The organism is Mesorhizobium sp. M1163 (genome assembly GCF_040318415.1).
Classification (GTDB): Bacteria; Pseudomonadota; Alphaproteobacteria; order Rhizobiales; family Rhizobiaceae; genus Mesorhizobium.
The window spans coordinates 1-23806 of record NZ_JAMYMF010000055.1; the positions used below are offsets into that span (position 1 = coordinate 1).

21 protein-coding genes are annotated in these 23806 nt (G+C 63.3%); 9 read left to right on the forward strand and 12 right to left on the reverse strand.

Features of this window, described 5'->3' with window-relative positions:
* Window positions 1-238: 238 nt before the first annotated feature.
* The 4 genes from lpdA to NKH43_RS32505 all read right to left on the reverse strand — a co-directional run bounded on the left by lpdA (window position 239) and on the right by NKH43_RS32505 (window position 5537).
* Window positions 239-1633: a dihydrolipoyl dehydrogenase gene (gene lpdA / locus NKH43_RS32490; protein ID WP_352861630.1), complete on the reverse strand. Its 1395-nt coding sequence runs from the start codon at window positions 1631-1633 to the stop codon at window positions 239-241.
* 264 nt (window positions 1634-1897) lie between these two features.
* Window positions 1898-3277, reverse strand: coding sequence for a dihydrolipoamide acetyltransferase family protein (locus NKH43_RS32495; protein WP_352481320.1), 1380 nt, complete (start codon window positions 3275-3277; stop codon window positions 1898-1900).
* An 11-nt stretch (window positions 3278-3288) separates the two neighbouring features.
* Complete coding sequence (locus NKH43_RS32500; RefSeq protein ID WP_352861614.1) at window positions 3289-4302, reverse strand: alpha-ketoacid dehydrogenase subunit beta; 1014 nt, start codon at window positions 4300-4302, stop codon at window positions 3289-3291.
* Between the two features lie 2 nt (window positions 4303-4304).
* Window positions 4305-5537 (reverse strand): 3-methyl-2-oxobutanoate dehydrogenase (2-methylpropanoyl-transferring) subunit alpha, encoded by a 1233-nt coding sequence (locus NKH43_RS32505; protein ID WP_352861616.1) that lies wholly within the window; start codon window positions 5535-5537, stop codon window positions 4305-4307.
* 315 nt (window positions 5538-5852) lie between these two features.
* On the opposite strand from NKH43_RS32505, the gene NKH43_RS32510 reads away from it, so the two are divergent.
* Genes NKH43_RS32510 through holA form a run of 3 tightly spaced genes read left to right on the forward strand, consistent with a single transcriptional unit; the run spans window position 5853 to window position 7884 of the window.
* Window positions 5853-6440 (forward strand): hypothetical protein, encoded by a 588-nt coding sequence (locus tag NKH43_RS32510; RefSeq protein ID WP_352861617.1) that lies wholly within the window; start codon window positions 5853-5855, stop codon window positions 6438-6440.
* Entirely contained in the window at window positions 6437-6787 is a 351-nt protein-coding gene (locus NKH43_RS32515) for a hypothetical protein (RefSeq protein ID WP_352861618.1), read from the forward strand. The genes NKH43_RS32510 and NKH43_RS32515 overlap by 4 nt, the downstream gene beginning before the upstream one ends.
* A 53-nt stretch (window positions 6788-6840) precedes the next feature.
* Window positions 6841-7884 carry a DNA polymerase III subunit delta gene (holA, locus tag NKH43_RS32520; protein WP_352861620.1) on the forward strand — a complete coding sequence of 348 codons (1044 nt, stop codon included), beginning with the start codon at window positions 6841-6843 and terminating at the stop codon, window positions 7882-7884.
* Between the two features lie 316 nt (window positions 7885-8200).
* Here holA and NKH43_RS32525 read toward each other — a convergent pair whose 3' ends face one another.
* The 5 genes from NKH43_RS32525 to mnmE form a co-directional block, all read right to left on the reverse strand.
* Window positions 8201-9082, reverse strand: coding sequence for a ParB/RepB/Spo0J family partition protein (locus NKH43_RS32525; protein WP_352861622.1), 882 nt, complete (start codon window positions 9080-9082; stop codon window positions 8201-8203).
* A gap of 45 nt (window positions 9083-9127) precedes the next feature.
* Entirely contained in the window at window positions 9128-9928 is an 801-nt protein-coding gene (locus NKH43_RS32530; protein WP_084642633.1) for a ParA family protein, read from the reverse strand.
* Window positions 9929-9965: 37 nt separating this feature from the next.
* A complete protein-coding gene (gene rsmG, locus NKH43_RS32535) occupies window positions 9966-10604 on the reverse strand; it encodes a 16S rRNA (guanine(527)-N(7))-methyltransferase RsmG (RefSeq protein WP_352593567.1) in 639 nt (212 codons plus the stop codon).
* The gene (mnmG, locus tag NKH43_RS32540) at window positions 10601-12490 is read right to left on the reverse strand and encodes a tRNA uridine-5-carboxymethylaminomethyl(34) synthesis enzyme MnmG (protein WP_352861624.1); all 1890 of its coding nucleotides are present in this window, start codon (window positions 12488-12490) and stop codon (window positions 10601-10603) included. The genes rsmG and mnmG overlap by 4 nt, the downstream gene beginning before the upstream one ends.
* 295 nt (window positions 12491-12785) lie before the next feature.
* Complete coding sequence (gene mnmE, locus NKH43_RS32545; RefSeq protein WP_352861626.1) at window positions 12786-14114, reverse strand: tRNA uridine-5-carboxymethylaminomethyl(34) synthesis GTPase MnmE; 1329 nt, start codon at window positions 14112-14114, stop codon at window positions 12786-12788.
* A gap of 59 nt (window positions 14115-14173) precedes the next feature.
* On the opposite strand from mnmE, the gene NKH43_RS32550 reads away from it, so the two are divergent.
* Window positions 14174-16192, forward strand: a complete 2019-nt coding sequence (locus NKH43_RS32550) for a thioredoxin domain-containing protein (protein ID WP_352861627.1) — start codon at window positions 14174-14176, stop codon at window positions 16190-16192.
* 183 nt (window positions 16193-16375) lie between these two features.
* Here NKH43_RS32550 and rho read toward each other — a convergent pair whose 3' ends face one another.
* The 3 genes from rho to hemE all read right to left on the reverse strand — a co-directional run bounded on the left by rho (window position 16376) and on the right by hemE (window position 19379).
* On the reverse strand, window positions 16376-17641 hold the full coding sequence (gene rho / locus NKH43_RS32555) for a transcription termination factor Rho (RefSeq protein WP_023718755.1): 1266 nt from the start codon (window positions 17639-17641) through the stop codon (window positions 16376-16378).
* 161 nt (window positions 17642-17802) lie between these two features.
* Complete coding sequence (gene hemJ / locus NKH43_RS32560; protein WP_084642637.1) at window positions 17803-18345, reverse strand: protoporphyrinogen oxidase HemJ; 543 nt, start codon at window positions 18343-18345, stop codon at window positions 17803-17805.
* Window positions 18346-18350: 5 nt separating this feature from the next.
* The gene (hemE, locus tag NKH43_RS32565; RefSeq protein WP_352481328.1) at window positions 18351-19379 is read right to left on the reverse strand and encodes a uroporphyrinogen decarboxylase; all 1029 of its coding nucleotides are present in this window, start codon (window positions 19377-19379) and stop codon (window positions 18351-18353) included.
* A gap of 401 nt (window positions 19380-19780) precedes the next feature.
* Here hemE and NKH43_RS32570 point away from each other — a divergent pair, with 401 nt between their 5' ends.
* The 5 genes from NKH43_RS32570 to dnaQ all read left to right on the forward strand — a co-directional run bounded on the left by NKH43_RS32570 (window position 19781) and on the right by dnaQ (window position 23606).
* On the forward strand, window positions 19781-20599 hold the full coding sequence (locus NKH43_RS32570) for a pyruvate, water dikinase regulatory protein (RefSeq protein ID WP_023718758.1): 819 nt from the start codon (window positions 19781-19783) through the stop codon (window positions 20597-20599).
* A gap of 169 nt (window positions 20600-20768) precedes the next feature.
* The gene (locus tag NKH43_RS32575) at window positions 20769-21368 is read left to right on the forward strand and encodes a Maf-like protein (protein WP_352592214.1); all 600 of its coding nucleotides are present in this window, start codon (window positions 20769-20771) and stop codon (window positions 21366-21368) included.
* Window positions 21361-22203, forward strand: a complete 843-nt coding sequence (locus NKH43_RS32580; RefSeq protein ID WP_352481330.1) for a shikimate dehydrogenase — start codon at window positions 21361-21363, stop codon at window positions 22201-22203. The genes NKH43_RS32575 and NKH43_RS32580 overlap by 8 nt, the downstream gene beginning before the upstream one ends.
* The gene (gene coaE / locus NKH43_RS32585) at window positions 22200-22802 is read left to right on the forward strand and encodes a dephospho-CoA kinase (RefSeq protein WP_352592217.1); all 603 of its coding nucleotides are present in this window, start codon (window positions 22200-22202) and stop codon (window positions 22800-22802) included. The genes NKH43_RS32580 and coaE overlap by 4 nt, the downstream gene beginning before the upstream one ends.
* 84 nt (window positions 22803-22886) lie before the next feature.
* Window positions 22887-23606, forward strand: a complete 720-nt coding sequence (dnaQ, locus tag NKH43_RS32590; protein ID WP_023718762.1) for a DNA polymerase III subunit epsilon — start codon at window positions 22887-22889, stop codon at window positions 23604-23606.
* Window positions 23607-23806: the final 200 nt, after the last annotated feature.

Here is a 23806-nt window from a genome sequence, read left to right on the forward strand (position 1 = left end):
CGCTCCTTCGCTCAACTGCCTCTCCAAAGAATCCTTTCTCAGCCTAAACTCAACCCCAAAATCGCCATATGCGATTCCCCTGCCCCTTGAGGGGGGGAGATGTCGGCGAAGGCGACAGAGGGGGTCGCCTCGCGTAGAGCGCTAACCTCCATCTGTCGCAAGGGAGGTCGCATCCAGTCGAACCGACCCCCTCTGGCCTGCCGGCCATCTCCCCCTCAAGGGGGGAGATCACCTGCCCTCAAACATGCACCGCCCGCCCGAGCGCCTTCAGCGCCGCTTCCTGAAAACCCTCCCCTTGCGTCGGGTGGGCGTGGATGGTGCCGGCAATGTCCTCCAGACGCGCGCCCATCTCCAGTGCCAGGCCGAAGGCCGTCGACAGTTCCGACACGCCTTGGCCGACCGCCTGGATGCCGAGCACCAGATGGTTGTCGGCGCGGGCAACGATCCGGACAAAGCCCTCCTCACCCATCTTCGTCATCGCCCGGCCATTGGCGGCGAAGGGGAACAATCCGACCTTGATCTCGCCACGGGCCTTTGCCTCCTCCGGCGACAGGCCTGCGGTGATCAGCTCCGGATCGGTGAAGCAGATAGCGGGAATGCAGCGTTTGTCCCAGCTGCGCTTGTGGCCGGCGACGATCTCGGCGACCATTTCGCCTTGCGCCATCGCCCGGTGCGCCAGCATCGGCTCGCCGGTGACGTCGCCTACGGCAAAGATGCCGCGCATCGAGGTGCGGCACTGGTCGTCGATGCGGATGAATTTTCCCGCCATGTCGAGGTCGATCTGCTCGAGCCCCCAGTCTTCGACCACCGGCTTGCGCCCGACGGTGACCAGAATCCTGTCGGCAACGATCTTGGCATTCTTGCCGTCCTTCGTCTCGACCAGCAGCGCATCGCCCTTGGTCGACAACCCCTTGGCCTTGGCGCCCACAAGCACCTCGATCCCGAGCTCGGCGAGCCGCTTCACCACCGGCCGGGTCAGTTCGGCATCATATTGCGCCAGTACGCGCGGCAAAGCCTCGACCACGGTCACCTTGGCGCCCATCTTGGCGAAGGCGATGCCGAGCTCCAGCCCGATATAGCCGCCACCAACGACGGCAAGCCTTTCCGGCATTTCGCTCAGCGCCAGCGCTTCGGTGGACGATATCACCAAGCCACCGAAGGGCAGCGACGGCAATTCGATCGACGCCGAGCCCGTGGCGATCACCACCGTCTCGGCGCGGACCACCTGCATCCCGGTTTCGGTCTGGACCTCGACGGTCTTGCCGTCACGGAATTTCGCCCAGCCGTGCACGGTCTTGACCCCGGCCTTCTTCAACAGGCCGGCAACGCCGCTGTTAAGCCGGCTAACCATGCCGTCCTTCCAGGCGATGGTCGTTTCGAGATCAATCGATGGTGTTGCGATTGAAATGCCGAGCGGGCTCTTGCCGCCGGCCATGTGCGACGCCTTTTCGAACTCTTCGGCCGCATGGATCAGCGCCTTGGACGGGATGCAGCCGACATTAAGACAGGTGCCGCCCGGTTTGCCGAACTCGACGATAACCGTGTCGATGCCAAGCTGGCCGGCGCGGATGGCGCAGACATAGCCGCCGGGGCCGGCGCCGATGACGAGCAGCTTGCAGGAGATTTCCTTCATGTCGTGCCCCATGCAGCGGCTCGGAAAAGGGCGCTCTGTGGCGATCCTTCGCGCACCCCTCTGTCCTGCCGGACATCTCCCCCACAAAGGGGGAGATTGGATCTCGCCTCCGCCTTCGCCAATCGCCGCCGTCGCAGGAGCGGTCGGAGCGCGGAAACTGCCAATCTCCCCCCTTGTGGGGGAGATGCCTGGCAAGGCAGAGGGGGGCGCTGTCCCTCCAGCCTCCCGATCGTTCCGCACCGCCGCAACATTCTATTCATCTCCTCAATCCACAAAAATCAGCGCTGGCGTTTCCAGCAGCGCCTTTATCCGCTGGATGAACACCGCAGCGTCCCAGCCGTCGATGACGCGGTGGTCGAAGCTGGAGGACAGGTTCATCATCTTGCGCGGGATGAACTGGGTGCCGTCCCACACCGGCCGCATCATCATCTTGTTGACGCCGAGGATCGCCACTTCCGGATGATTGATCACCGGCGTCGTCGCCACACCGCCCATGGCCCCGAGCGAAGTGATGGTGATGGTCGATCCAGAGAGCTCGTCGCGCGTCGCCGTGCCGGATTTTGCCGCCTCAGCCAGCCTGACAACCTCGGCTGCGCAATCCCAGATGTCGCGCGCCTCGGCGTGCTTGACCACCGGCACCACCAGCCCCGACGGGGTCTGCGCGGCGATGCCGATATGGACCCCGCCATGCTGGTGGATTATGCCCGCCTCGTCGTCGAACAGCGCGTTGAGGTTTGGCTGGTCGGCGATCGCCTTGACCATCGCCCGCATCAGAAACGGCAGCAGCGTCAGCTTCGGCCTGTCCGCGCCCGGCCGCTTCTCCTTGTTGAGCGCGGCGCGCAAATCCTCGAGCGCGGTGACGTCGATCTCTTCGACATAGGTGATGTGCGGGATGCGCGATTTGGCCAGCGTCATCTTCTCGGCGATCTTTCGCCTGAGCCCGACTATTTTGATATCCTCGACCGCCTCGTTGCGGACAAGCCCGGAAATCTTGGCGGGCCCGGGTCCGCGCGCCAGGAAAGCTTCGATGTCCTCATGCTGGATACGGCCGGCCGGGCCGCTCCCCACAATTTGCCGCAGGTCGATGCCGGCCTCTTTCGCCCTGAGGCGGACGGCCGGCGAAGCCAACGGCTTCTCGCCCTCCGGACGCCGCGCGCCGGAGATCGGCGCAGTACCCCCGCCGGAGGGGAATTCCGTTGCCGGCTCACTTTCGCGCACAGAAGCGCTTCCTGACGGAGGTGGGACTGGTTTGGCGTCGGCCTTGGGAGCCGAAGCTCGTCCCCCTCCCCCTTGTGGGGGTCCGAAGGACGGGCGAGACCCGTGGCTCGCCCCGGCAAGGTTAGGGGTGGGGGTACGCTTGGCGCCCGCCTCAACGTCCCGTGGCGGCTTGACGTTACCCTCGCCGGCCACCTTCAGGCGCACGATGGGCGAGCCGATCGCCACCGTGTCGCCGATCTCCGCACCCAGCCAGAGGATCTCACCATCGACGGGCGAGGGAATCTCGACCGTCGCCTTGTCGGTCATCACAGCGGCCAGCACGGCGTCCTCGCGCACGAGATCGCCGACCTTGACCTGCCATTCGACCAGCTCGGCCTCGGCGACGCCTTCACCGACATCGGGTAGCTTGATGACATATTCGCCCATCGTCTTCCCCCTCAGGCTTCCATCGTTTCGACGAGCGCGCGGCCTAGCCGCGCAGGACCGGGAAAATAGTCCCACTCCTGCGCATGTGGATAGGGCGTGTCCCAGCCGGTGACCCGCGCCACCGGCGCCTCCAGATGGTGGAAGCAGTTCTCCTGAACCAGCGCCGAAAGTTCGGCGCCGAACCCCGATGTCAGCGTCGCCTCGTGCACGACCACGCAGCGCCCGGTCTTGTTGACCGAGGCGACGATCGTCTCGAGGTCGAGCGGCAGCAGCGTTCTCAGATCGATGATCTCGGCATCGATGCCGGTCTCCTCGGCCGCCGCCTGGGCGACATAGACCATCGTGCCGTAGGCAAGTACGGTGATCTCAGCGCCCTGTCTGCGGATCACCGCCTTGCCTAGCGGCACCGTGTAATGGCCGTCGGCGACTTCGCCAAGCTCATGTTTCGACCATGGTGTTACCGGCCGCTCGTGATGACCGTCGAAGGGTCCGTTATAAAGCCGCTTCGGTTCCAGGAAGATCACTGGGTCGGGATCCTCTATCGCGGCGATCAGCAAGCCCTTGGCGTCATGCGGGTTCGAGGGCACCACGACTTTCAGCCCGGAGACGTGGGTGAACAGCGCCTCCGGGCTCTGGCTGTGGGTCTGGCCACCAAAAATGCCGCCGCCGGTGGGCATCCTGACCACGAGCGGGCAGGTGAAGTCGCCGTTCGATCGATAGCGCAGCCGCGCCGCTTCCGAGACGATCTGGTCATAGGCCGGATAAACATAGTCGGCAAACTGCACCTCGACGCAAGGCTTCAGCCCGTAGGCGGCCATGCCGATGGCCGCGCCGACAATGCCGGATTCGCTGATCGGCGCATCGAAGCAGCGGCTCTTGCCGTATTTCGCCTGCAGGCCTTGCGTACAGCGGAAGACGCCGCCGAAGAAGCCGACATCTTCGCCGAAGACGATGACACGCCCGTCGCGCGCCATCGACACGTCCATGGCGTCGCGGATTGCCTCGATCATGGTCCGTCGCGGCATGGTTAAACTCCCGCCTGCTGGCGCTGGCGCCTGAGGTGCGGCGGCATCTCGGCATAGACGCCCTCGAACATATCGCGCGCCGAGGGCTTGCCGCCGGCATGCAGCGTGCCGTGGCGCTCGGCCTGCCGCTGCGCCGAAATCACCGTGTCGAGGATTTCCGCCTCGGCCTGGGCGTGGCGTTCGTCCGACCAGACGCCGCGCTGGATGAGGTGGTTCTTCAGCCTGACGATCGGGTCGCCGAGCGGCCACGCGTCGGACTCGGCCTTCGGCCGGTAGGCCGACGGGTCATCGGAGCTGGAATGGGCGCCGACGCGGTAAGTGACATATTCGACCAGCGTCGGCCCGAGATTGTTGCGCGCCCGCTCCGCCGCCCATTTGGCCACCGCATGGACGGCGAGATAGTCGTTGCCGTCGACGCGCAGCGACGGGATGCCGAAGCCCAGTCCGCGGGCAGCAAAAGTGCCGGAGCCGCCCCGGGCTATCCCCTGGAAGGTCGAAATCGCCCACTGGTTGTTGACGACGTTGAGCACGACCGGCGCCTTGTAGGTCGAGGCGAACACCAGCGCCGAATGGAAGTCGGACTCGGCGGTCGAGCCGTCGCCGATCCAGGCGGCGGCGATCTTCTGGTCATTGCTGATCGCCGAAGCCATCGCCCAGCCGACTGCCTGGATGTACTGCGTTGCCAGGTTGCCGGAGATCGAGAAAAAGCCGTGCTCCTTCGACGAGTACATGATCGGCAGCTGTCGGCCTTTCAGCGGATCGGCCTCGTTCGAATAGATCTGGTTCATCATCGTGACCATCGGATAGCCGTCGGCGATGAGCAGCCCAGCCTGCCGATAGGTCGGAAAATTCATGTCGCCCGGCGCCAGCGCCTTGCGGAAGGCGCAGCTCACCGCCTCTTCGCCGAGATGCTGCATGTAGAAGGAAGTCTTGCCCTGGCGCTGCGCCATCTGCATGCGCGCATCGAAGCTGCGCAGCGTCACCATATGGCGCAGCCCCTCCAGCAGTTCCTCGTCGGAAAGCAGGCCGGCCCACGGCCCGACCGCCTCGCCGGCGCGGTTGAGCACACGAATGATCGAGAACGCCAGATCGCGGATGGTGCGCGGATCGACGTCGATCTCGGGGCGCGGCACCGAGCCGGCCTTGGGGATGGTCACGTCTGAAAAATCCGGCGTGCCGCCCGGCCGCACCTCCGGCTCCGGAACATGGAAGCGCAACATTCCGGCATCGGCCATGATCTCGGTCCTCCACTGTTGCCCGGCCAAGATATTTGCACACCGCCGGACCCGTGCCAATTCGTCGGGCAGGGCTTCGGTCCTTCGGCTCCCGCCGATGCAGCCTGCCGCGCACAAGATGAAGATGTGTCTGCGAAATTTCTTGTCGATGTTGGACGGCAGCACGCAACTTAGCAGAAATTTGCCGACGATTGCCGCAACAGACGATATGTCCCGGGGTGAGCTTGCCTTTGACGAGCCCGCACATCCAGCGATTCAAGTTGCGCCTACCATTCAGGACCTTATCCTGACGGCATCGTTGTGAGAGAGGCGGGAATGCAAGGCAGATCGAGGGCCGTCGTCGCTTTGGCGATTGTAGCTTTTCTGGTTGGATCCGGTCGACCAGCTTTCGCTCAGTCGGACGATTGCATCGGCACGTACTATCGCACGAGGGATGCTGCCTGCATTGACCGGCTTATCACAACCTTGGATCAAGCTCCGTCCAGCGCTGAAAACGGAACGATAACCGGGTTTTTCGCTGCATTGTTCGACGGCTCGCCGGAGATGCGACGAAAACTGCTGGATGGCGTGCCCTCCGATCGCGCGGCTGACCTTTATCTGGCCGCTCTGCACAAGGCTGGTCTCACGGACGAACCGCGGCGTTTCGCGTCGAGCCGAAAGCTGGAGGATGCAGCATCCCCCGGTGCCATGCCTTTGAAAACGTTGACACCCCTCTTTGTCCCGTTGGACAATGATCTGCTGCTTGGCGCCTATATGGCGACAGGAGACTTGTCCTACATAGATCATATTCTGGAAAATCTTCGACCAGCCGTGACGGCATCGCGGCGGACGCAATCCGCATCGGCCTTGTTATGGGGAAATTCGCGGGTGCGGTGGCTCCAGGTCGCCCCGAGAATATCATGATTGTCGCTGCATGCCGGAAATATGGGTGCCCCAAGAGCCAGGCATCAAAAGACATGATGCGTGTGATGACGGTGGCATCGGCTGTATGGGCTATACGGTCGCTGGCGAAGAATGACGTTGCAATCAAACAGGAACTCGATCGCCTTTTCCAAAACGACTCGCGTTTGGCCGCCATTTTCGCAAGAGAGCAGAACGCCTTCACAAATTATCTGGCCTCAGTGACTTTGTGGTCGGTCGAGAAAGACAAATCGCTTGACGCGGCAATGACGGACTATGAACGCCTCGGTGCTGCCGATACTTCGTTCAAGCCTGATAGCATCCTGCAATCCCCCGAGGACAAGAACTAGCAGGCCGGCGCCTGTGGTTCACCCGGAGCTCTCGCCATGCTAACCACAACACCATGGTACAGAAGAAAGCATACGAGGTCGATTCATGGCTCGCGAAGCCGGATCCGCGCGTCTCGGTCGTGCTGCTTTACGGTCCCGATCGTGGGCTGGTCGCCGAGCGGGCAAAGGCCTTTGCCGCCAGGACCGGCCTGCCGCTCGACGATCCGTTCTCGGTGGTCAGGCTGGACGGATCGGAGGTCGATCGCGACGAGGGCCGCCTGCTCGACGAGGCGCGCACCATGCCGATGTTTTCGGAGCGGCGCCTGCTATGGGTGCGCAACGCTGGGGCTCAGAAGGCGCTTGCCGACGACGTCAGGGCGCTGACCGCCGAGCCACCGCGCGATGCCATTATCCTGATCGAGGCCGGCGACCTGAAGAAGGGCGTCGGCCTGCGCGCCGTGGTGGAGGCGGCGGACAATGCCATGGCTCTGCCTTGCTACGCCGATGAGGCCAGGGACATTGACACGGTCATCGACGACGAACTGCGCAAGGCTGGCATGTCGATGACGCTGGAGGCTCGGCAGGCGCTGCGCCGCAACCTCGGCGGCGACCGGCTGGCCTCGCGCGGCGAGATCGAAAAGCTGGTGCTTTATGCACATGGCCAGGCCGAAATCGGCCTCGACGACGTCAAGGCGACATCCGGGGATGTCTCCGGCCTCTCCTTCGATGCGGCCGTCGACGCCCTGCTCGAAGGCAGGATCGCCGACTTCGACACCGCCTTCACCCGCCATTGCCAGTCCGGCGGCCAGCCCTTCCTGGTGCTTTCATCGGCGATGCGGCAGTTGCAGACGATCAAGGCGATGCGCGGCCTGATGGACGCCGGCGGCCGCAATGCCGCTTCGGTCGTAGCCGCGGCGCGCCCGCCGGTGTTTTTCTCCAGGCGCAAGCTGGTCGAGAAAGCCCTCGAACGCTGGAGCAGCGAGGCGCTCGGCCGCGCCCTGACCCGCTTGCAGACGGCGGTGCTGCAGACGCGCCGGCGGCCCGATCTGTCGACCGCGCTGGCACGCCAGGCGCTGCTCGGCATTGCCGTGGAAAGCGCAAGGCTGGCGCAGAGGTAAGCGCGCTTCGAGCAGATGGTGGCTTCAACTCAGTCGGAGACGACCAATCATTGAGGCTGGCGCCGCCCCTCATTGCGCTACCGGGCATTTCTCCCCGTAAACGAGGAGAAAGAAGCCGGCCGCGACGCCGGCACCCTTCTTGCAACGGTGGAAATCGGCAAAACCGTCAGAGACAGCGCCCTTCTCCCCGTCACTATACGGGAGAAGATGCCGGCAGGCAGATGAGGGCGGCGCCAACACCCGAAACAGGAGCGAATTCTTGTCAGAACGGCAGCCGATTCACGAGTAGTTTGCCGGCTAAGGTACCAGGCCCCACTTACTCCCGCTTCAGCCTTCGGCAAAGCTCATCGAGCTGCTCCAGCGTCCGGTAGGCGACGCTGATCACGCCGCCGCGCTGGTTGTGCTCGATCGTGACGATCATGCCGATCGTGCTGGTCATCTGCCGCTCCAGCACCAGTGTGTCGGTATCCTTTTGCGGCGGTGCGGCGGGCGGGCGTTTTGCCGCCGGCGCGCCGACCGGCATCTGCGCCAGCGCCTCGGCCTGGCGCACCGAAAGCCCCTCATCGATGATCCGCTTGGCGAGCCCGGCCGGGTCGTCGGCCGTCACCAAGGTACGGGCGTGGCCGGCCGACAGCGCCCCATCGACCAGCATGTCGCGAATGACGTCGGGCAGCTTGAGCAGCCTCAGCGTGTTGGCGACATGGCTGCGGCTCTTGCCGATCACCTGGCCGAGATCGGCCTGGGTATAGCCGTGGTCGTCGATCAGCTGCTGGTAGCCCAGCGCTTCCTCGACCGGGTTGAGGTCGGTGCGCTGGACGTTTTCGATGATCGCCAGTTCGAGCGCCGTGCGATCGTTGACATCGCGCACAATGATCGGGATTTCGGTCAGCCCGGCGCGTTGCGCCGCACGCCAACGACGCTCGCCGGCGATAATCTCGTAGCGGCCCGTTTGGGTTTTCGACGGCCGCGCCACCACCGGCTGCACCACGCCGTGTTCGCGGATCGACTGGGCGAGGTCGGTCAGGTCGGCGTCGCCAAAATGCCGCCGCGGGTTTTTCGGGTTAGGGCTGAGGAACTCGATCGGCACCTTGCCGTCGGCCGCCAGCCCCGGCTTTTCCGGTGCCGCCGGGCGATCGATTTCGCCGATCAGGGCCGCCAATCCCCGGCCCAGTCTCTTTCTCGAAGGGTCTTCGTTCATCGTCCGTCCAGATCGTTTCGGTATCGAATCGCTTGTTGGCTACTGTTAGGCGGCACGCAATTTGCGCTCGCGGCGGATCACTTCCGAAGCAAGCTGCAGATAGGCCTGGCTGCCCGAGCATTTGAGGTCGTAGAGAATCGCCGGTTTGCCATAGGACGGCGCCTCGGAAACGCGGACATTGCGCGGGATGACGGTTTCATAGACCTTATCGCCCATATGCGCCCGCACATCCTGCACCACCTGGTTGGCGAGATTGTTGCGCCCGTCGAACATCGTCAGCACGATGCCCTGGATCGTCAGATCGGGGTTGATTGAACGGCGCACCTGCTCGACCGTCTCCAACAGCTGGCTCAGGCCCTCCAGCGCGAAGAATTCACACTGCAGCGGTACCAGCACCGAATCGGCCGCAGCCATCGAATTCAGCGTCAGCAGATTGAGCGAAGGCGGGCAATCGATCAGCACATAGCCGAAATTGGCCGAGCGCTCGGCCGAAGCCCGCAGCGCGTTGCGCAGCCGCAGCACCCGGTCCGGCGCCGAGGCGATTTCCATCTCGATGCCGAGCAGATCGAGCGTCGACGGCACGATCGACAGGCCGGGCACCGCCGTCGGGATCGCCGCCGCTTCCAGGTCGAGTTCGCCGGTCAGCACATCATAGGACGAGACGGTGCGGTCGCGCCGGTCGATGCCAAGCCCGGTGCTGGCGTTGCCCTGCGGGTCGAGATCGACGATCAGCACCTGTTCGCCTATAGCGGCCAGCGCGGTGGCCAGATTGATGGCCGTCGTCGTCTTGCCGACGCCGCCCTTCTGGTTGGCGACGGTGATGATTCGGGGGCCGTTCTTCATCATGGGTCTATGCCAGAAATTCATTCGGGGTCGCCGGTCACTAGCCAGGGTGCTGTCGCAAGTCGGATATTTCGAGAACGACGCCCTGCGCGTCGGTTACACTGGCATGTTCTACCAGATCGAAAGACCATCGTTGAGCGCTTTCTGCCACTTCGGCGCGGTAATCCCGGCCTTTGTGAAACAGGCCGCGCGCGCCCTTCGTAAGCCACGGCGCCGCCAGGTGGAGCAGGGCCGGCAGCGAGGCGAGCGCCCTGGCCGTGACGATTTGCGGTGCAGGAACAAGAGGATAGCTGTCGTCTATGCGTCGCGCGATGACCTTGGCAGGCAGGCTGAACTGTCCGACGACCGCTTGCAGGAACGATGCTTTTTTCCGATTGCTTTCAACCAGGTCGATGCTGGCCCCTTCACGCTCGACCACTAGAAAGGCCAGCACAAGCCCGGGAAAACCGCCGCCGGAGCCGAGATCGACCCAGCGCTTCGCGTCTGGTTTGATTCGCGCCAGTTGCGCGCTGTCGAGGATGTGGCGGCGCCAGACATCGTCCTGCGTCGATTGCGCGGCCAGATTGATCCGGCGATTCCATTTCTGGAAGACGGCCTCGAACTCGACCAGACGATCGAATGTTTCACGTGAAACCGGGCCTGCTGCCTGTTGCAGGTTCGCCCAGGACGCAGCGCTCACGCGACCTGCTTTCGCGCGGCCGCCTCGGCGTTGCGGACATGCGCGACGATAATCGCCAGCGCCGCCGGCGTCATGCCTTCCATACGCTGCGCGTCAGCGATGGAACGCGGCTGGCGTGCCAGCATCTTTTGCTTCAGCTCATTGGACAGGCCGGGAACAGAAGCAAAGTCGAGCGACTCGGGAATAAGCCGGCTCTCCTCAAGCCTGATCTGCGAGACGTCCGCCTGCTGGCGGTCGAGATAGACGGAATATTTGGCTTCCGTTTCAAGACGTTCGGCCGTTTTGGCGTCGATTGCTCCAAAAGCAGGTTCGATGCGCCCCAGCCAGGCGATGTCGACACCGGGATAGGCCAGCAACTCATAGGCCGAGCGGCGTACGCCGTCCCGGTTGATCTCGAGCCCATGGCGCGCCGCCTCATTCGGGGTCATCGTGGTGCCGAGGGCGAGCTGCCGCGCCTTATCAAGGTCTTGCACGACAGTGTTGAACCGTTGCGTTCGCTCCGGCGAGGCGATCCCCAGTCTCATCGCCAGCGGCGTCAGCCGCTCATCGGCATTGTCCGCACGCAGCGACAGCCGGAACTCGGCCCGCGAGGTGAACATGCGGTAGGGCTCGGCGATGCCGCGGCTGGTCAAGTCGTCGACCATCACGCCGATATAGGCTTCGGTGCGGCTTAGCACGATTTCATCGCTCGCCGACGCCTTGCGCGCTGCATTCAAGCCGGCAAGCAGCCCTTGCGCGCCAGCCTCCTCGTAGCCGGTGGTTCCGTTGATCTGGCCGGCGAGGTAAAGCCCGGCGATCCGCTTGGTTTCCAGCGTCGGCTTGAGTTCGCGTGGGTCGACATGGTCATATTCGATGGCATAGCCGGGCTGCAGCATCGTTGCCCGCTCCAGCCCCGGAATGGTTTTCAGGATGTCGAGCTGTACGTCCTCGGGCAGCGAGGTCGAGATGCCGTTCGGGTACACCGTGTCGTCGTCGAGCCCTTCTGGCTCCAGAAAAATCTGGTGGCCTTCGCGGTCACCGAACTTGACGATCTTGTCTTCGATGGACGGGCAATAACGCGGCCCGACGCCTTCGATTGACCCCGAATACATCGCCGAGCGGCCAAGATTGGCGCGAATCAGCTCATGCGTGGCATTGGTCGTGCGCGTAATCCCGCAATGGATCTGCGGGTTTTCGATGCGGTCGGTGAGCAGCGAGAACGGCACGGGATCTTCATCCGCCGCCTGGCTCTCAAGCGACGCCCAATCGATCGTCCTGCCGTCCAGCCGCGGCGGCGTGCCGGTCTTCAGCCGCCCGAGCCTGAAGCCGGCGCGGCTCATCGTCGCCGACAGGCCGATGCTCGCTTGCTCGTTCATGCGGCCGGCGACGATTTTCTTCTCGCCAATATGAATCAGCCCGCGCAGAAAGGTGCCGGTCGTCAGCACCACGGCGCCACAGGCGAGCCTGCTTCCATCCTCCAGCAGCACCGCCGTGATGCGCCCATCGTCGATTTCCCCGTCATTGATGTCGAAGTCCAGCACCTCGCCTTCAATGACATCGAGGCCGGCCTGCTGCCGGATTGCCGCCTGCATGGCGAGCCGATAGAGCTTCCTGTCGGCTTGCGTCCGCGGACCGCGGACCGCTGGCCCCTTACGACGGTTGAGCAGACGGAACTGGATGCCGGCCGCATCGGCGACGCGCCCCATCAGCCCGTCCATGGCATCGATCTCGCGAACCAGATGGCCTTTGCCGAGGCCGCCAATCGCCGGGTTGCAGGACATCACACCGATCGTGTCGAAGCGCAGCGTCACCAGCGCGGTTCTGGCGCCGGCACGCGCGGCAGCACTGGCCGCCTCGCACCCAGCATGGCCGCCACCCACCACAACCACATCATAGCGATTGGTCATCTGTATCTTCCGGTTCGAATCTGCCGACACATGTGCCCGCCGGGACGAGCTGTCAAGAACAGAGAGGCTTCAGGCGCATAACTGCGCTGACCATTGCAGATAGAGAACGCCCGGCGCTGCCCTGTCTGCCTTCTCCCCTTGTGGGAGAAAGCAAGAGCTGCACCTAACCCCCTCAACCTGCAGCACCTGCGACATTTGCACAGCGAATCGTTTCACGTGAAACAATGCCCTCCACTGACCGCCCAGCGTTTCACGTGAATCACTGGGGCGTATTCTTCCCAATGTTTCACGTGAGTCATTTCCCAATACAGAATTGCGAAAAGATCACGTCGAGCATGTCCTCGACATCGACCGCGCCGACGATTCGTCCGAGCCGATCCGCCGCCAGGCGCAGTTCCTCGGCGCGCAATTCCTGTCCGCGGTCACTACTTGCCGCTGCCGCAAGCAGGAAGCGTTTCGTCTCATTGAGCAGCTCGACGTGCCGCAGCCGCGACGGCAGGATATCGCCGGCCTGGCCGATCTGCGCTGCGGCGTGCCGCCCGATCTCGTCCAGCAATTCGGCCACTCCCGTGCCGTCCTGCGTCGAGATAGCGATATCGTAGTGCGCCGCAGGCGAGGGTGATTTGCCCCTCAGAAGATCAACCTTCGTTCCGACCCTCAGCGCCGGAATGGCGCCCGGCAGCACACCGATCGCCATTGGCTCAGCCATCTCCTCAAGCAGCAACAGCAGGTCCGCACTGTGCGCCTTGGCCCTGGCCTTCTCGATGCCGATCGCCTCGATCTTGCCGGGCGCCTCGCGCAGACCGGCGGTGTCGGTTACCCGGACCCGCACCCCTTCGAGGTCCAGCACCACCTCCAGCAAGTCGCGGGTCGTGCCCGGCTCATCGGTGACGATCGCCGCCTCGCGCCGCGCCAGTGCGTTGAACAGGCTGGATTTGCCGGCATTCGGCGCACCGAGGATGACGACTTCGAACCCGTCGCGAATGATTTCGGCAGCGCGGAAGCCGGCGACATGGCGCTCGATCTCGGCGATCATGGCCCGCACGTCGGACCAGACTGTGTCGGCGACCGAACCCGGCACGTCGTCCTCGTCGGCAAAATCGATCTCGGCCTCGATCATCGCGCGGGCGTGGATCAGCCGTCGGCGCCAGCCCAGATAGAGTTCGCTCTGCACGCCTTCGGCATTGTGCACGGCAAAGCGCCGCTGCGCCTCGGTTTCGGCATTGATGAGATCGGCCAGCGCCTCGGTTTCGACCAGATCGAGCTTGCCGTTGACAAAGGCGCAGCGGGTGAATTCACCCGGCTCGGCATGCCTGACGCCGTCGAAGGAGGTGATCGTTTCCAGCATCTTCGCCACGACGGCGCGTCCGCCATGCACATGGAACTCGGCAACGTCCTCGCCGGTAAAACTGTCGGGACCGGCAAAGAAGGCGACCAGGCCGCTGTCCAGCACCGATCCGTCCGGCGCCCGTAACTTGCGATAGCTAGCAACGCGGTTCGGCACGGCCGATCCGGCAATCGTTTCGACTACGAATCGGCTCTGCGGCCCCGAAATTCGGATCACCGCAATGCCGGCCGGCAGGCGCCCGCTCGACAGTGCCACGATGGAGTCTTTTGAAATCATTTGCCCGCTCTGCCGAAGCGCCCTAGCTATGCCTGTTCAATCCACCATCGAGTTGCGCCGTGACATTGCCTGCACAAAACCTGCTTGCCGACGAGGCCAGTCCCTATCTGCAGCAGCACAGCGGCAATCCGGTGCACTGGCGGCCATGGTCGCCTGCCGCTCTGGCCGAAGCACAGGCGCTGCAGCGTCCGATCCTGCTGTCAGTCGGCTACGCTGCCTGCCACTGGTGCCACGTCATGGCGCATGAGAGCTTCGAGAACGACGGCGTCGCCGCCGTCATGAACCGTCTCTTCGCCAATATCAAGGTCGACCGCGAGGAGCGCCCCGACATCGACCAGATCTACATGGCGGCGCTGTCCTCGATGGGCGAGCAGGGCGGATGGCCGCTGACCATGTTCCTGACGCCGGACGGCAAGCCGTTCTGGGGCGGCACATACTTCCCTCGCGAAGCCCGCTACGGGCGCCCGGGCTTCGTCCAGGTGCTGGAGGCGGTCGACAAGGCTTGGCGGGAGAAGAAAGAAAGCGTTAACCAAAGCGCCGACGGTTTGACTACGCATGTCGAGGCGCGGCTGGCGGGCAGCCATGCCAAGGCCGTACTCGACAGCGACACGCTAGCGAAGCTCGCCAACGGCATTGACGGCATGATCGACCGCGAGCTGGGCGGCCTGCGCGGCGCACCCAAATTCCCCAACGCGCCGTTCATGCAGAGCCTCTGGCTGTCCTGGCTGCGCGACAGCACCGCAGCCCATCGTGACGCCGTTCTCCTCAGCCTCGAAAAGATGCTGGCCGGCGGCATCTACGACCATGTCGGCGGTGGCCTCAGTCGCTACTCGACCGACGCCGAATGGCTGGTGCCGCATTTCGAAAAGATGCTCTACGACAATGCCCAACTCGTCCGGCTGTGCAATTGGGCCTATGCGTCAACTGGCAAGGAATTGTTCCGGTTGCGAATCGAAGAGACGATTGCCTGGCTGTTGCGCGAAATGCGGGTCGAGGGCGGTGCCTTCGCTGCCAGTCTCGATGCCGACAGCGAAGGGGAAGAAGGGCTGTTCTATACCTGGAGCAAGGATGAGGTCGAGCTTGCCCTTGATGACGAATCAGCATTGTTTTTCAACTACTTCACACTTGCCGACCCGCACGGCTGGGAGGGCAAGCCGATCATCCGCCAGACAGAAGCCCAGCAGACGCAAAGTGTGATCGACCGCCAACAGCTCGTCCCGCTGAAAGAAAAATTGCTCGCGGCGAGGGCACAGCGCATCCGGCCAGGGCGTGACGGCAAGGCACTGACCGACTGGAATGGTCTGATGATCGCAGCGCTTGCAGAGGCCGGGCGATCGCTTGGCCGATCCGACTGGATCGTAGCGGCGGCAGCGGCCTTTGCCGCCATTGCGGCTGCCGGGCACGATAACCGTCTGTCGCATTCCATGCTCGGCGCAAAGAGGCTGTTCCCGGCTCTTTCGAGCGACTATGCCGCCATGACCAATGCGGCGGTCTCGCTGTTCGAGGCGACCGGCAATCCCGACTATATCGATCGCGCCGGGAACTTCATTGAGCAACTCGATCTCTGGCACCGGGACAGCGACAAGACCGGCTACTATCTGACCGCATCGAACAGCACGGATGTGCCGATCCGCATCCGCGGCGATGTCGACGAGGCCATTCCTTCCGCCACTGGGCAGATCATCGAAGCCATGGTCCGATTGTCGTCGCTGACCCGCGATCTCGAACTCTGGGAAAAAGCCTGGACAGTCGCCGAGCATGCGGCCGGGCGGGCGGAGCACCAGCCCTATGGCCAGGCAGGAATCGTCAATGCCTGTGCCCTGGCGCTCGAACCGCTGAAACTGGTGATCGTGGATAAACCCGAGAATCCAAGGCTTGTTCCGGTTGCGAATCGAAATCCGGACCCACGTCGGGTGGACATCGTCGTGCCTGTTGGCTCGGCGACAAATCTGCCGGCCTTGCCGGGCGGCGTCCTGCCGCCAACGGCCGAGCCCGGCGCCTGGCTGTGCACGGGGCAGGTCTGCCTGCCGGTGGTAACGGAAGCTGAAGAGCTGGAAGGGTTATTGCGCCGAAGATAGGATTCGTAATCCTATGGCGAAGCAAGGAGTGAAGCGACGCAGCGCAGACCATAGGATCCATGCCGTGACTTTCGCGCGCTGCAACGGCGCAAATTCTGCTCCGCTGCTTTCTCCGGTAGAGCTCACGGCATGGATCCTCGGGCCAAGCCCGAGGATGACGAAGGCAACGGCCAGCCCCCAACCCTACGTATTCATCGAATCGAAGAAGTCCGCATTCGTCTTGGTCTGCTTGAGCTTGTCGATCAGGAACTCGATGGCATCGGTAGTTCCCATCGGCGCCAGGATGCGGCGCAGCACGAAGATCTTCTGCAGATCCTGCTTGGAAACCAGCAGGTCTTCCTTGCGGGTGCCGGACTTCAATATGTCCATGGCCGGATAGATGCGCTTGTCGGCCACCTTGCGGTCGAGCTGGATTTCGCAGTTGCCGGTGCCCTTGAACTCTTCGAAGATGACTTCGTCCATGCGGCTGCCGGTGTCGATCAGCGCGGTGGCGATGATGGTCAGCGAGCCGCCTTCCTCGATGTTGCGGGCGGCGCCGAAGAAGCGCTTCGGCCGCTGCAGCGCGTTCGCGTCGACACCGCCGGTCAGCACCTTGCCGGATGACGGCACGACGGTGTTGTAGGCGCGACCGAGACGCGTGATCGAATCCAGCAGGATCACCACGTCGCGACCGTGCTCGACCAGGCGCTTGGCCTTTTCGATCACCATCTCGGCAACCTGGACATGGCGTACCGCCGGCTCGTCGAAGGTCGACGAGATCACCTCGCCCTTCACCGAGCGCTGCATGTCGGTAACCTCCTCCGGCCGCTCGTCGATCAGAAGCACGATCAGATAGCATTCCGGATGGTTGGCGGTGATCGAGTGGGCGATGTTCTGCATGAGAACCGTCTTGCCGGTGCGCGGCTGCGCATTGATCAACGCACGCTGCCCCTTGCCGATCGGCGCGACCAGGTCGATCACGCGCGGCGAGATGTCCTTGGTGGTCGGATTGTCGATCTCCATCTTCAGCCGCTTGGTCGGATAGAGCGGCGTCAGGTTGTCAAAGTGGATCTTGTGGCGGATTTTTTCCGGATCGTCGAAATTGATTGTGTTGACCTTGAGCAGCGCGAAATAGCGCTCGCCCTCTTTCGGGCTGCGGATAGGGCCTTCAACCGTATCGCCGGTCTTCAGCGAAAACCGCCGGATCTGCGAGGGTGAAATATAGATGTCGTCGGGACCTGGCAGATAATTTGCGTTGGCCGAGCGCAGAAAGCCAAAGCCGTCCTGCAGCACTTCGACGACGCCGTCGCCGATGATCTCGATATCCTGTGCCGCCAGCTTCTTCAGGATCGCGAACATCAGCTCCTGCTTGCGCATGACGCTGGCGTTCTCGACCTCGAGCGATTCCGCATAGGCGATCAACTCTGGTGGTTTCTTGTTCTTGAACTCGGTGAGTTTCATTTCTTGCATGGACGGACTCTGAATGAGCTTTGGGAAAAATATCGGCGGGATGCGACAAATGCCGGGCGCGGCCGAAAGCGATGACGGGCGGCGCATGACGGGAAGGAAGACCCGTCTTTTATCGTCGGTCGGGTGAAAGAGCAAGCCGCCTTTTGCGGGCACCGAATACGTCAGAATGGTTTCACGATAACCAGGACGACGATGACGACCATCAGCAATGTGGGGATCTCATTGACGATCCGCCAGTGCCTTGCCGGTTTTTCATTGCGGTCTTCGGCAAATTTCCGGACGGCGCCGGCGAAATAGCCATGCACGGCCGACAGACCCACCACCGCAGCGATCTTGGCATGCAGCCAGCCGCCTTGAAAACCAAAGCCTTTCCAGGCGAGCCACAGGCCGAACGCCCAGGTAATCACCATCGCCGGATTGATGATGCCGCGCAGCAGGCGGCGCTCCATTACCTTGAAGGTCTCCGACTGGACGGAGCCTTTTTCGGCATCGGCATGATAGACCAGCAAGCGCGGCAGATAGAGCATGCCCGCCATCCAGGAGATGACGGCAATCACATGGATCGCCTTTGCCCAGGGATAGAAATCATCGGGCCCGAAGAGAAACAGCAGCCCGGCCAGCACGAGGAAAATGGCGATCGCGATTGCCGCGCGGCGCGTCGCCCCGCTACCGCTGTTCGTGCTGTTCGCATTGTCTGCGCCCATCATCGTCACGACGCGCTCCGCACCAGTTTGACCATCTGCTCGACATGCGCGAGCGGCGTCTCCGGCGTGATGCCGTGGCCGAGGTTGAAGATCAGCGGCCGGTCCCCTAACACCTTCAGGATCGCCCCCACGCCGTCGGCAAGCGCCTTGCCGCCGGCCACCAGCCGCAGCGGATCGAGATTGCCTTGCACGGCGCCGTCACGCTGCAATTCCTTCGCAGTCGACAATGGCACGGTCCAGTCGAGGCCCAGCCCGGTCACGCCGGTCGTCTGGCGATAGCTCCGGTAGTGATCTCCGGCGCCTTTGGGAAAGCCGATGATCGGAACGTCGGGATGGACAGCCTTCACCTGCCGGACAATCTCGGCCACCGGCCGGACGCAGAACAACTCGAAAGACGCTTCGTCGAGCACACCGGACCACGAATCAAAGATCTGCACCACGTCGGCGCCGGCTTCGATCTGCCGGATCAGATAGGCAGCCGAATGATCGGCGAGCACTTTCAGGAGCCGAAGAAAGGCCGCCGGCTCGCGATAGGCGAACAGCCTGGCCGGCGCCTGGTCGGGCGTACCGTGGCCGGCAATCATGTAGGTCGCCACCGTCCAGGGCGCACCGCAGAAGCCGATCAGCGTCGTTTCATCAGGCAGTCTGGCGCGCAATCGCCGCACCGTCTCGTAGACCGGCTCGAGATTCACGTGAAACGTTTCGCCGTCGAGAGCCTCGATCTCCGCAGCCGAGATCGGCGTCAACAGCGGGCCGCGTCCTTCCTCGAAGCGCACGTCGCGGCCGAGCGCATGCGGCACGACAAGGATATCGGAAAACAGGATCGATGCGTCGAAGCCGAAGCGTTCGATCGGCTGCAGCGTCACTTCGACGGCGAGATCCGGGTCGTAGCAAAGATCGAGGAACGATCCGGCCCGTCTCCTCGTCTCCCGGTATTCCGGCAGATAGCGGCCGGCTTGGCGCATAATCCAGAGCGGCGGCGGAAACGCTGCCTTGCCTCTCAACACGTCCAGCACGATCCGGTCTTGAGGCATTGAGCGCTCGCCTTTCCAGGCTTCCCTATAATTAAATATTCTATTTTTAGGAATCTTATGATTCTAAGAGTCTGTTGGTTGTGGTGGTTGTCTCCTGTCCCGCTTTGCCCTGGAAAAGACCAGCCAGCATATTGTCGCGCGCTTCTCCAACGGGATTGCAGGACTTTGTGGAAAGCCGGGAATTTCCGACTGGAGTCAATGCGTTGCCGCCAGGCCAAGGAACTTGCCCTTGTGGATGAAGCGAAGGCAAAAAGCTCCGTCCCCGGACTTGTCCCCAACCGCCCGAAGAAGCCGACAGCACATCGAATTGTGGACAAACCGGCATCTGATACAGTCGCTTGGCGGTGGCCGAGTTTTCCGCCCGGCTTATCCACATCGGCCCACAGCCTGGAATGTATCCTGTGAACAAACCGCAGAGCTTCTTTCACCTTCACCTGATTTCCGACGCCACCGGCGAAACGCTGCTGGCCGCCGGCCGCGCCGCTTCCGCGCAATACAAGGATGCGCGCGCCATCGAACACATCTACCCGCTCATCCGCACCGAAAAACAGGTGACGAAAGTGTTCGAGGACATCGAGGAGGAGCCGGGCATCATCCTCTACACCGTCGTCGACCAGAAGCTTGCCCGTGGCATCGATGAACGCTGCGCGGCGATGGGCCTGCCTTGCGTCTCGGTACTGGAGCCGGTGCTGACGGTGTTCCAGTCCTATCTCGGCACGCCGGCCGGCCGCCGCGTCGGCGCCCAGCATGTGCTGGACGCCGAATATTTTCGCCGCATCGACGCGCTCAATTTCACCATGGAGCATGATGACGGCCAGCTGCCGGCCAATATGGATGATGCCGACATCGTGCTTGTCGGCATCTCACGCACCTCGAAGACGCCGACCAGCATCTATCTCGCCAATCGCGGCATCAAGACCGCCAACATCCCGATCGTGCTCGGCGTGCCGGTGCCGGAAAGCCTGGTCTACGCCAGGAGGCCACTGATCGTCGGCCTGATCGCCACTGCCGAGCGCATCTCCCAGGTCCGGCAGAACCGCGTTCTCGGCAACAGCGCCTACGAGCCGACCGATTACGTCGACCGCGCCGCGATCGCCGAAGAACTCGCCTACGCCCGCCAGATCTGCACACGGCATGGCTGGCCGATGATCGATGTCAGCCGCCGTTCGATCGAGGAGACGGCGGCGGCTATCGTTGCCCTGCGCGGCAAGACGCGCTAGGGCGTGTGATATTCAGGTGATGCCGGCCTACAAACGGCGGCTTCCTGCGCTTCCGGTGCTCACGTACTTTAAGTACACTCCGCTCCGGTTCTCGGAAGCCACCACTCTCGGCGCGGCCTGACCTGAATCTCGACACACCCTAGTGAGCGCCAGAAAACGGGCGAAAAAAATGGCCGAAAAAATCATCCTTGCCTCGGGCAGCCCGTTCCGCAAGGCGCTGCTTGTCAATGCCGGCGTTGTGGTCGAAGCGGTTCCGGCTTCTGTCGACGAACGTGCGCTGGAGGCGCCGCTGCAAAATAGTGGCGTGTCGCCGGAGGACGTCGCCCTGGTGCTTGCCGAGGCCAAGGCCACCGAAGTCAGTGAGCGCAAGCCCGGCGCCCTGGTGCTCGGCTGCGACCAGACGCTGTCGCTCGGCGACGAGCTGTTCCACAAGCCGGCCGACATGGAAGGCGCGCGCCGTCATCTGCTGGCGTTGTCGGGCAAGACGCATCAGCTCAACAGTGCCGTCGTGCTGGCCCGTGACGGCCAGGTTCTGTGGCGGCATGTCGGCATCGCCAGCCTGACCATGCGCAAGCTCGATCCGGCCTTCATCGGCCGCCATCTGGCGCGCGTCGGCGCCAAGGCGTTGTCCAGCGTTGGTGCCTACCAGATCGAAGGCGAGGGCATCCAGCTGTTCGAAAAGATCGAGGGCGACTACTTCACCATTGTTGGCCTGCCGCTTTTGCCGGTGCTGGCCAAGCTGCGTGATCTCGGGGCGATCGATGGCTGAGGCCTCGAAAAAAGCCTTCGTCACCGGCCACCCGATCGGCCATTCCAGGTCACCGAAGATCCACGGCTACTGGCTGGCGAAATACGGCATCGACGGCGTCTACGAGGCCATTGACGTTGCGCCAGAAGCGTTTGCCGAATTCCTGCAAACGCTGCAGGCACAAGGCTATAGCGGCGGCAACGTCACCATCCCGCACAAGGAGGCCGCCTTCGCATTGGCGGCGCGCCGCGACGACGCGGCCGAACAAATCGGTGCGGTCAACACACTGTGGTTTGAGGATGGCGAATTGTGGGGCGGCAATACCGATGCCCATGGCTTTGCCGCCAATCTGGACGAGTATGCATCGGGTTGGGCGGCCGACGGCCCGGCCGTTGTGCTCGGTGCCGGCGGTGCCGCTCGCGCGGTCATCCATGCGCTGAAGCAACGCGGCGTCAACGATATCCGCATCGTAAACCGGACGCTTGCGAGGGCGCAGGAGCTGCGCGACCGCTTCGGTGCCGGCGTCTCCGCCCATGGCATGGCGGCGACCGGCGAGTTGCTCGAAGATGCCGGCCTGCTGGTCAACACGTCAGCGCTCGGCATGCATGGCAATGAAGGCCTGTCCGCCGATCCGGGCAGACTGCCCGACCGCGCCATCGTCACCGACATCGTTTATGTTCCGCTGGAAACGCCGTTGCTCGCCGCAGCCAGCGCGCGCGGCCTCAAGACCGTCGATGGGCTCGGCATGCTGCTGCACCAGGCGGTGCCCGGCTTCGAGCGCTGGTTCGGCACCAGGCCGCAGGTCACCGCCGAACTGCGGCAAATGATCATTGCCGATATCGGCGCGAAGCCATGATCGTGCTCGGCCTCACCGGATCGATCGGCATGGGCAAGTCGACCACGGCAAAGATGTTTGCCGAGGCCGGCGTGCCGGTCCATGATTCCGACGAGGCGGTGCATCGCCTCTATGCCGGCAAGGCCGCCCCCATGGTCGAGGCGGTCTTTCCCGGGACCACCCGATCCGGTGCGGTCGATCGCACAAAGTTGGCCGAACGGGTGCTCGGCGATGCCGCCGCGCTGAAACGGCTGGAAGCGATCATCCATCCGCTGGTCCGTGCCGACGCCGATGCCTTTCTGGCGCAAAATCGTGCCGCCGGCGCGCCACTTGCCGTGCTCGATATACCGCTGCTGTTCGAGACCGGCGGCCGCGATCGCGTCGACAAGGTTGTGGTCGTCACCGCGTCGGCCGAGATCCAGCGCGCCCGCGTGCTGGCGCGCCCGGGCATGAGCGAGGAAAAGTTTGCGTCGATCCTGGCCAGGCAGGTTCCCGACGCCGAAAAGCGCCGGCGCGCCGACTTCGTCGTCGACACCGGCCAGGGCTTTGACGCCGCCCGCGCGGCTGTCAATGCGATCGTCGCCGAACTAGTCGGGGATAAAGCAGCCAGTCCGGGTTAAGAGGCTTGCAGCCCACATTACTTGTTGCCATTTTGTTCCGGGTGTGATTCGGCTAGAATGACGCGGAACCAATGGACTGATTCGATGCGTGAGATCATCTTCGATACGGAAACCACCGGCCTCGACACGCGCGAGGACCGCGTCATCGAGCTTGGCGGCATCGAGCTGGTCAACCGCTTTCCGACCGGCCGCACCTTCCACAAATACATCAACCCACAAGGCCGCCCGATTCATCACGAGGCGCAGGCCGTGCACGGCATCAGCGCCGCCGATCTTCAGGGCAAGCCGACTTTCATGGAGATCGCCGAGGAGTTCCTGGCCTTCATCGACGGCGCCAAGCTGGTCGCCCATAATGCCGGCTTCGACATCGGCTTCCTCAACCTCGAATTCGGCCGGCTTGGTCATCCGGCCATCGATCCGGGACGGATCGTAGACACGCTGGCGCTGGCGCGCCGCAAGCATCCAATGGGTCCCAATTCGCTCGACGCGCTCTGCCGCCGCTATGGCATCGACAATGGCCGTCGCACCAAGCATGGCGCGTTGCTCGATTCTGAATTGCTGGCCGAGGTCTATATCGAGCTTATCGGCGGCAAGCAGGCCAGCCTCATCCTCGACAGCATCATGACGCCGGCGGGCGGACGACAGAATGTCGACGATATCGACATTTCGATCGGCGTCAGGCCCATCGCCTTGCCCTCGCGCCTGACCGATGCCGAGCGCGCAGCACACGCGGGCATGGTTGGCAGCCTCGGCGAAAAGGCGCTTTGGCTGCGCATCGGCCGGGAAGCGAGTTCCGCGGCATAGTGATTTTGAGCGGAGTGATCCGTCACCCCCTCTGTCCTGCCCTTTTAGCCACCACTTGGCATCTCCCCCTCAGTGGGAAAGATTGGCAGTCCCAGCGCCTCGCTCATTCCTGCGACGATAGTGTCCTGAAGGTTCTGCAAAAAGTTTTGGAGAGAGAACGGCGCTTGCTCTGAAGGGCGAGCGGCCATGGCACGGTGGTG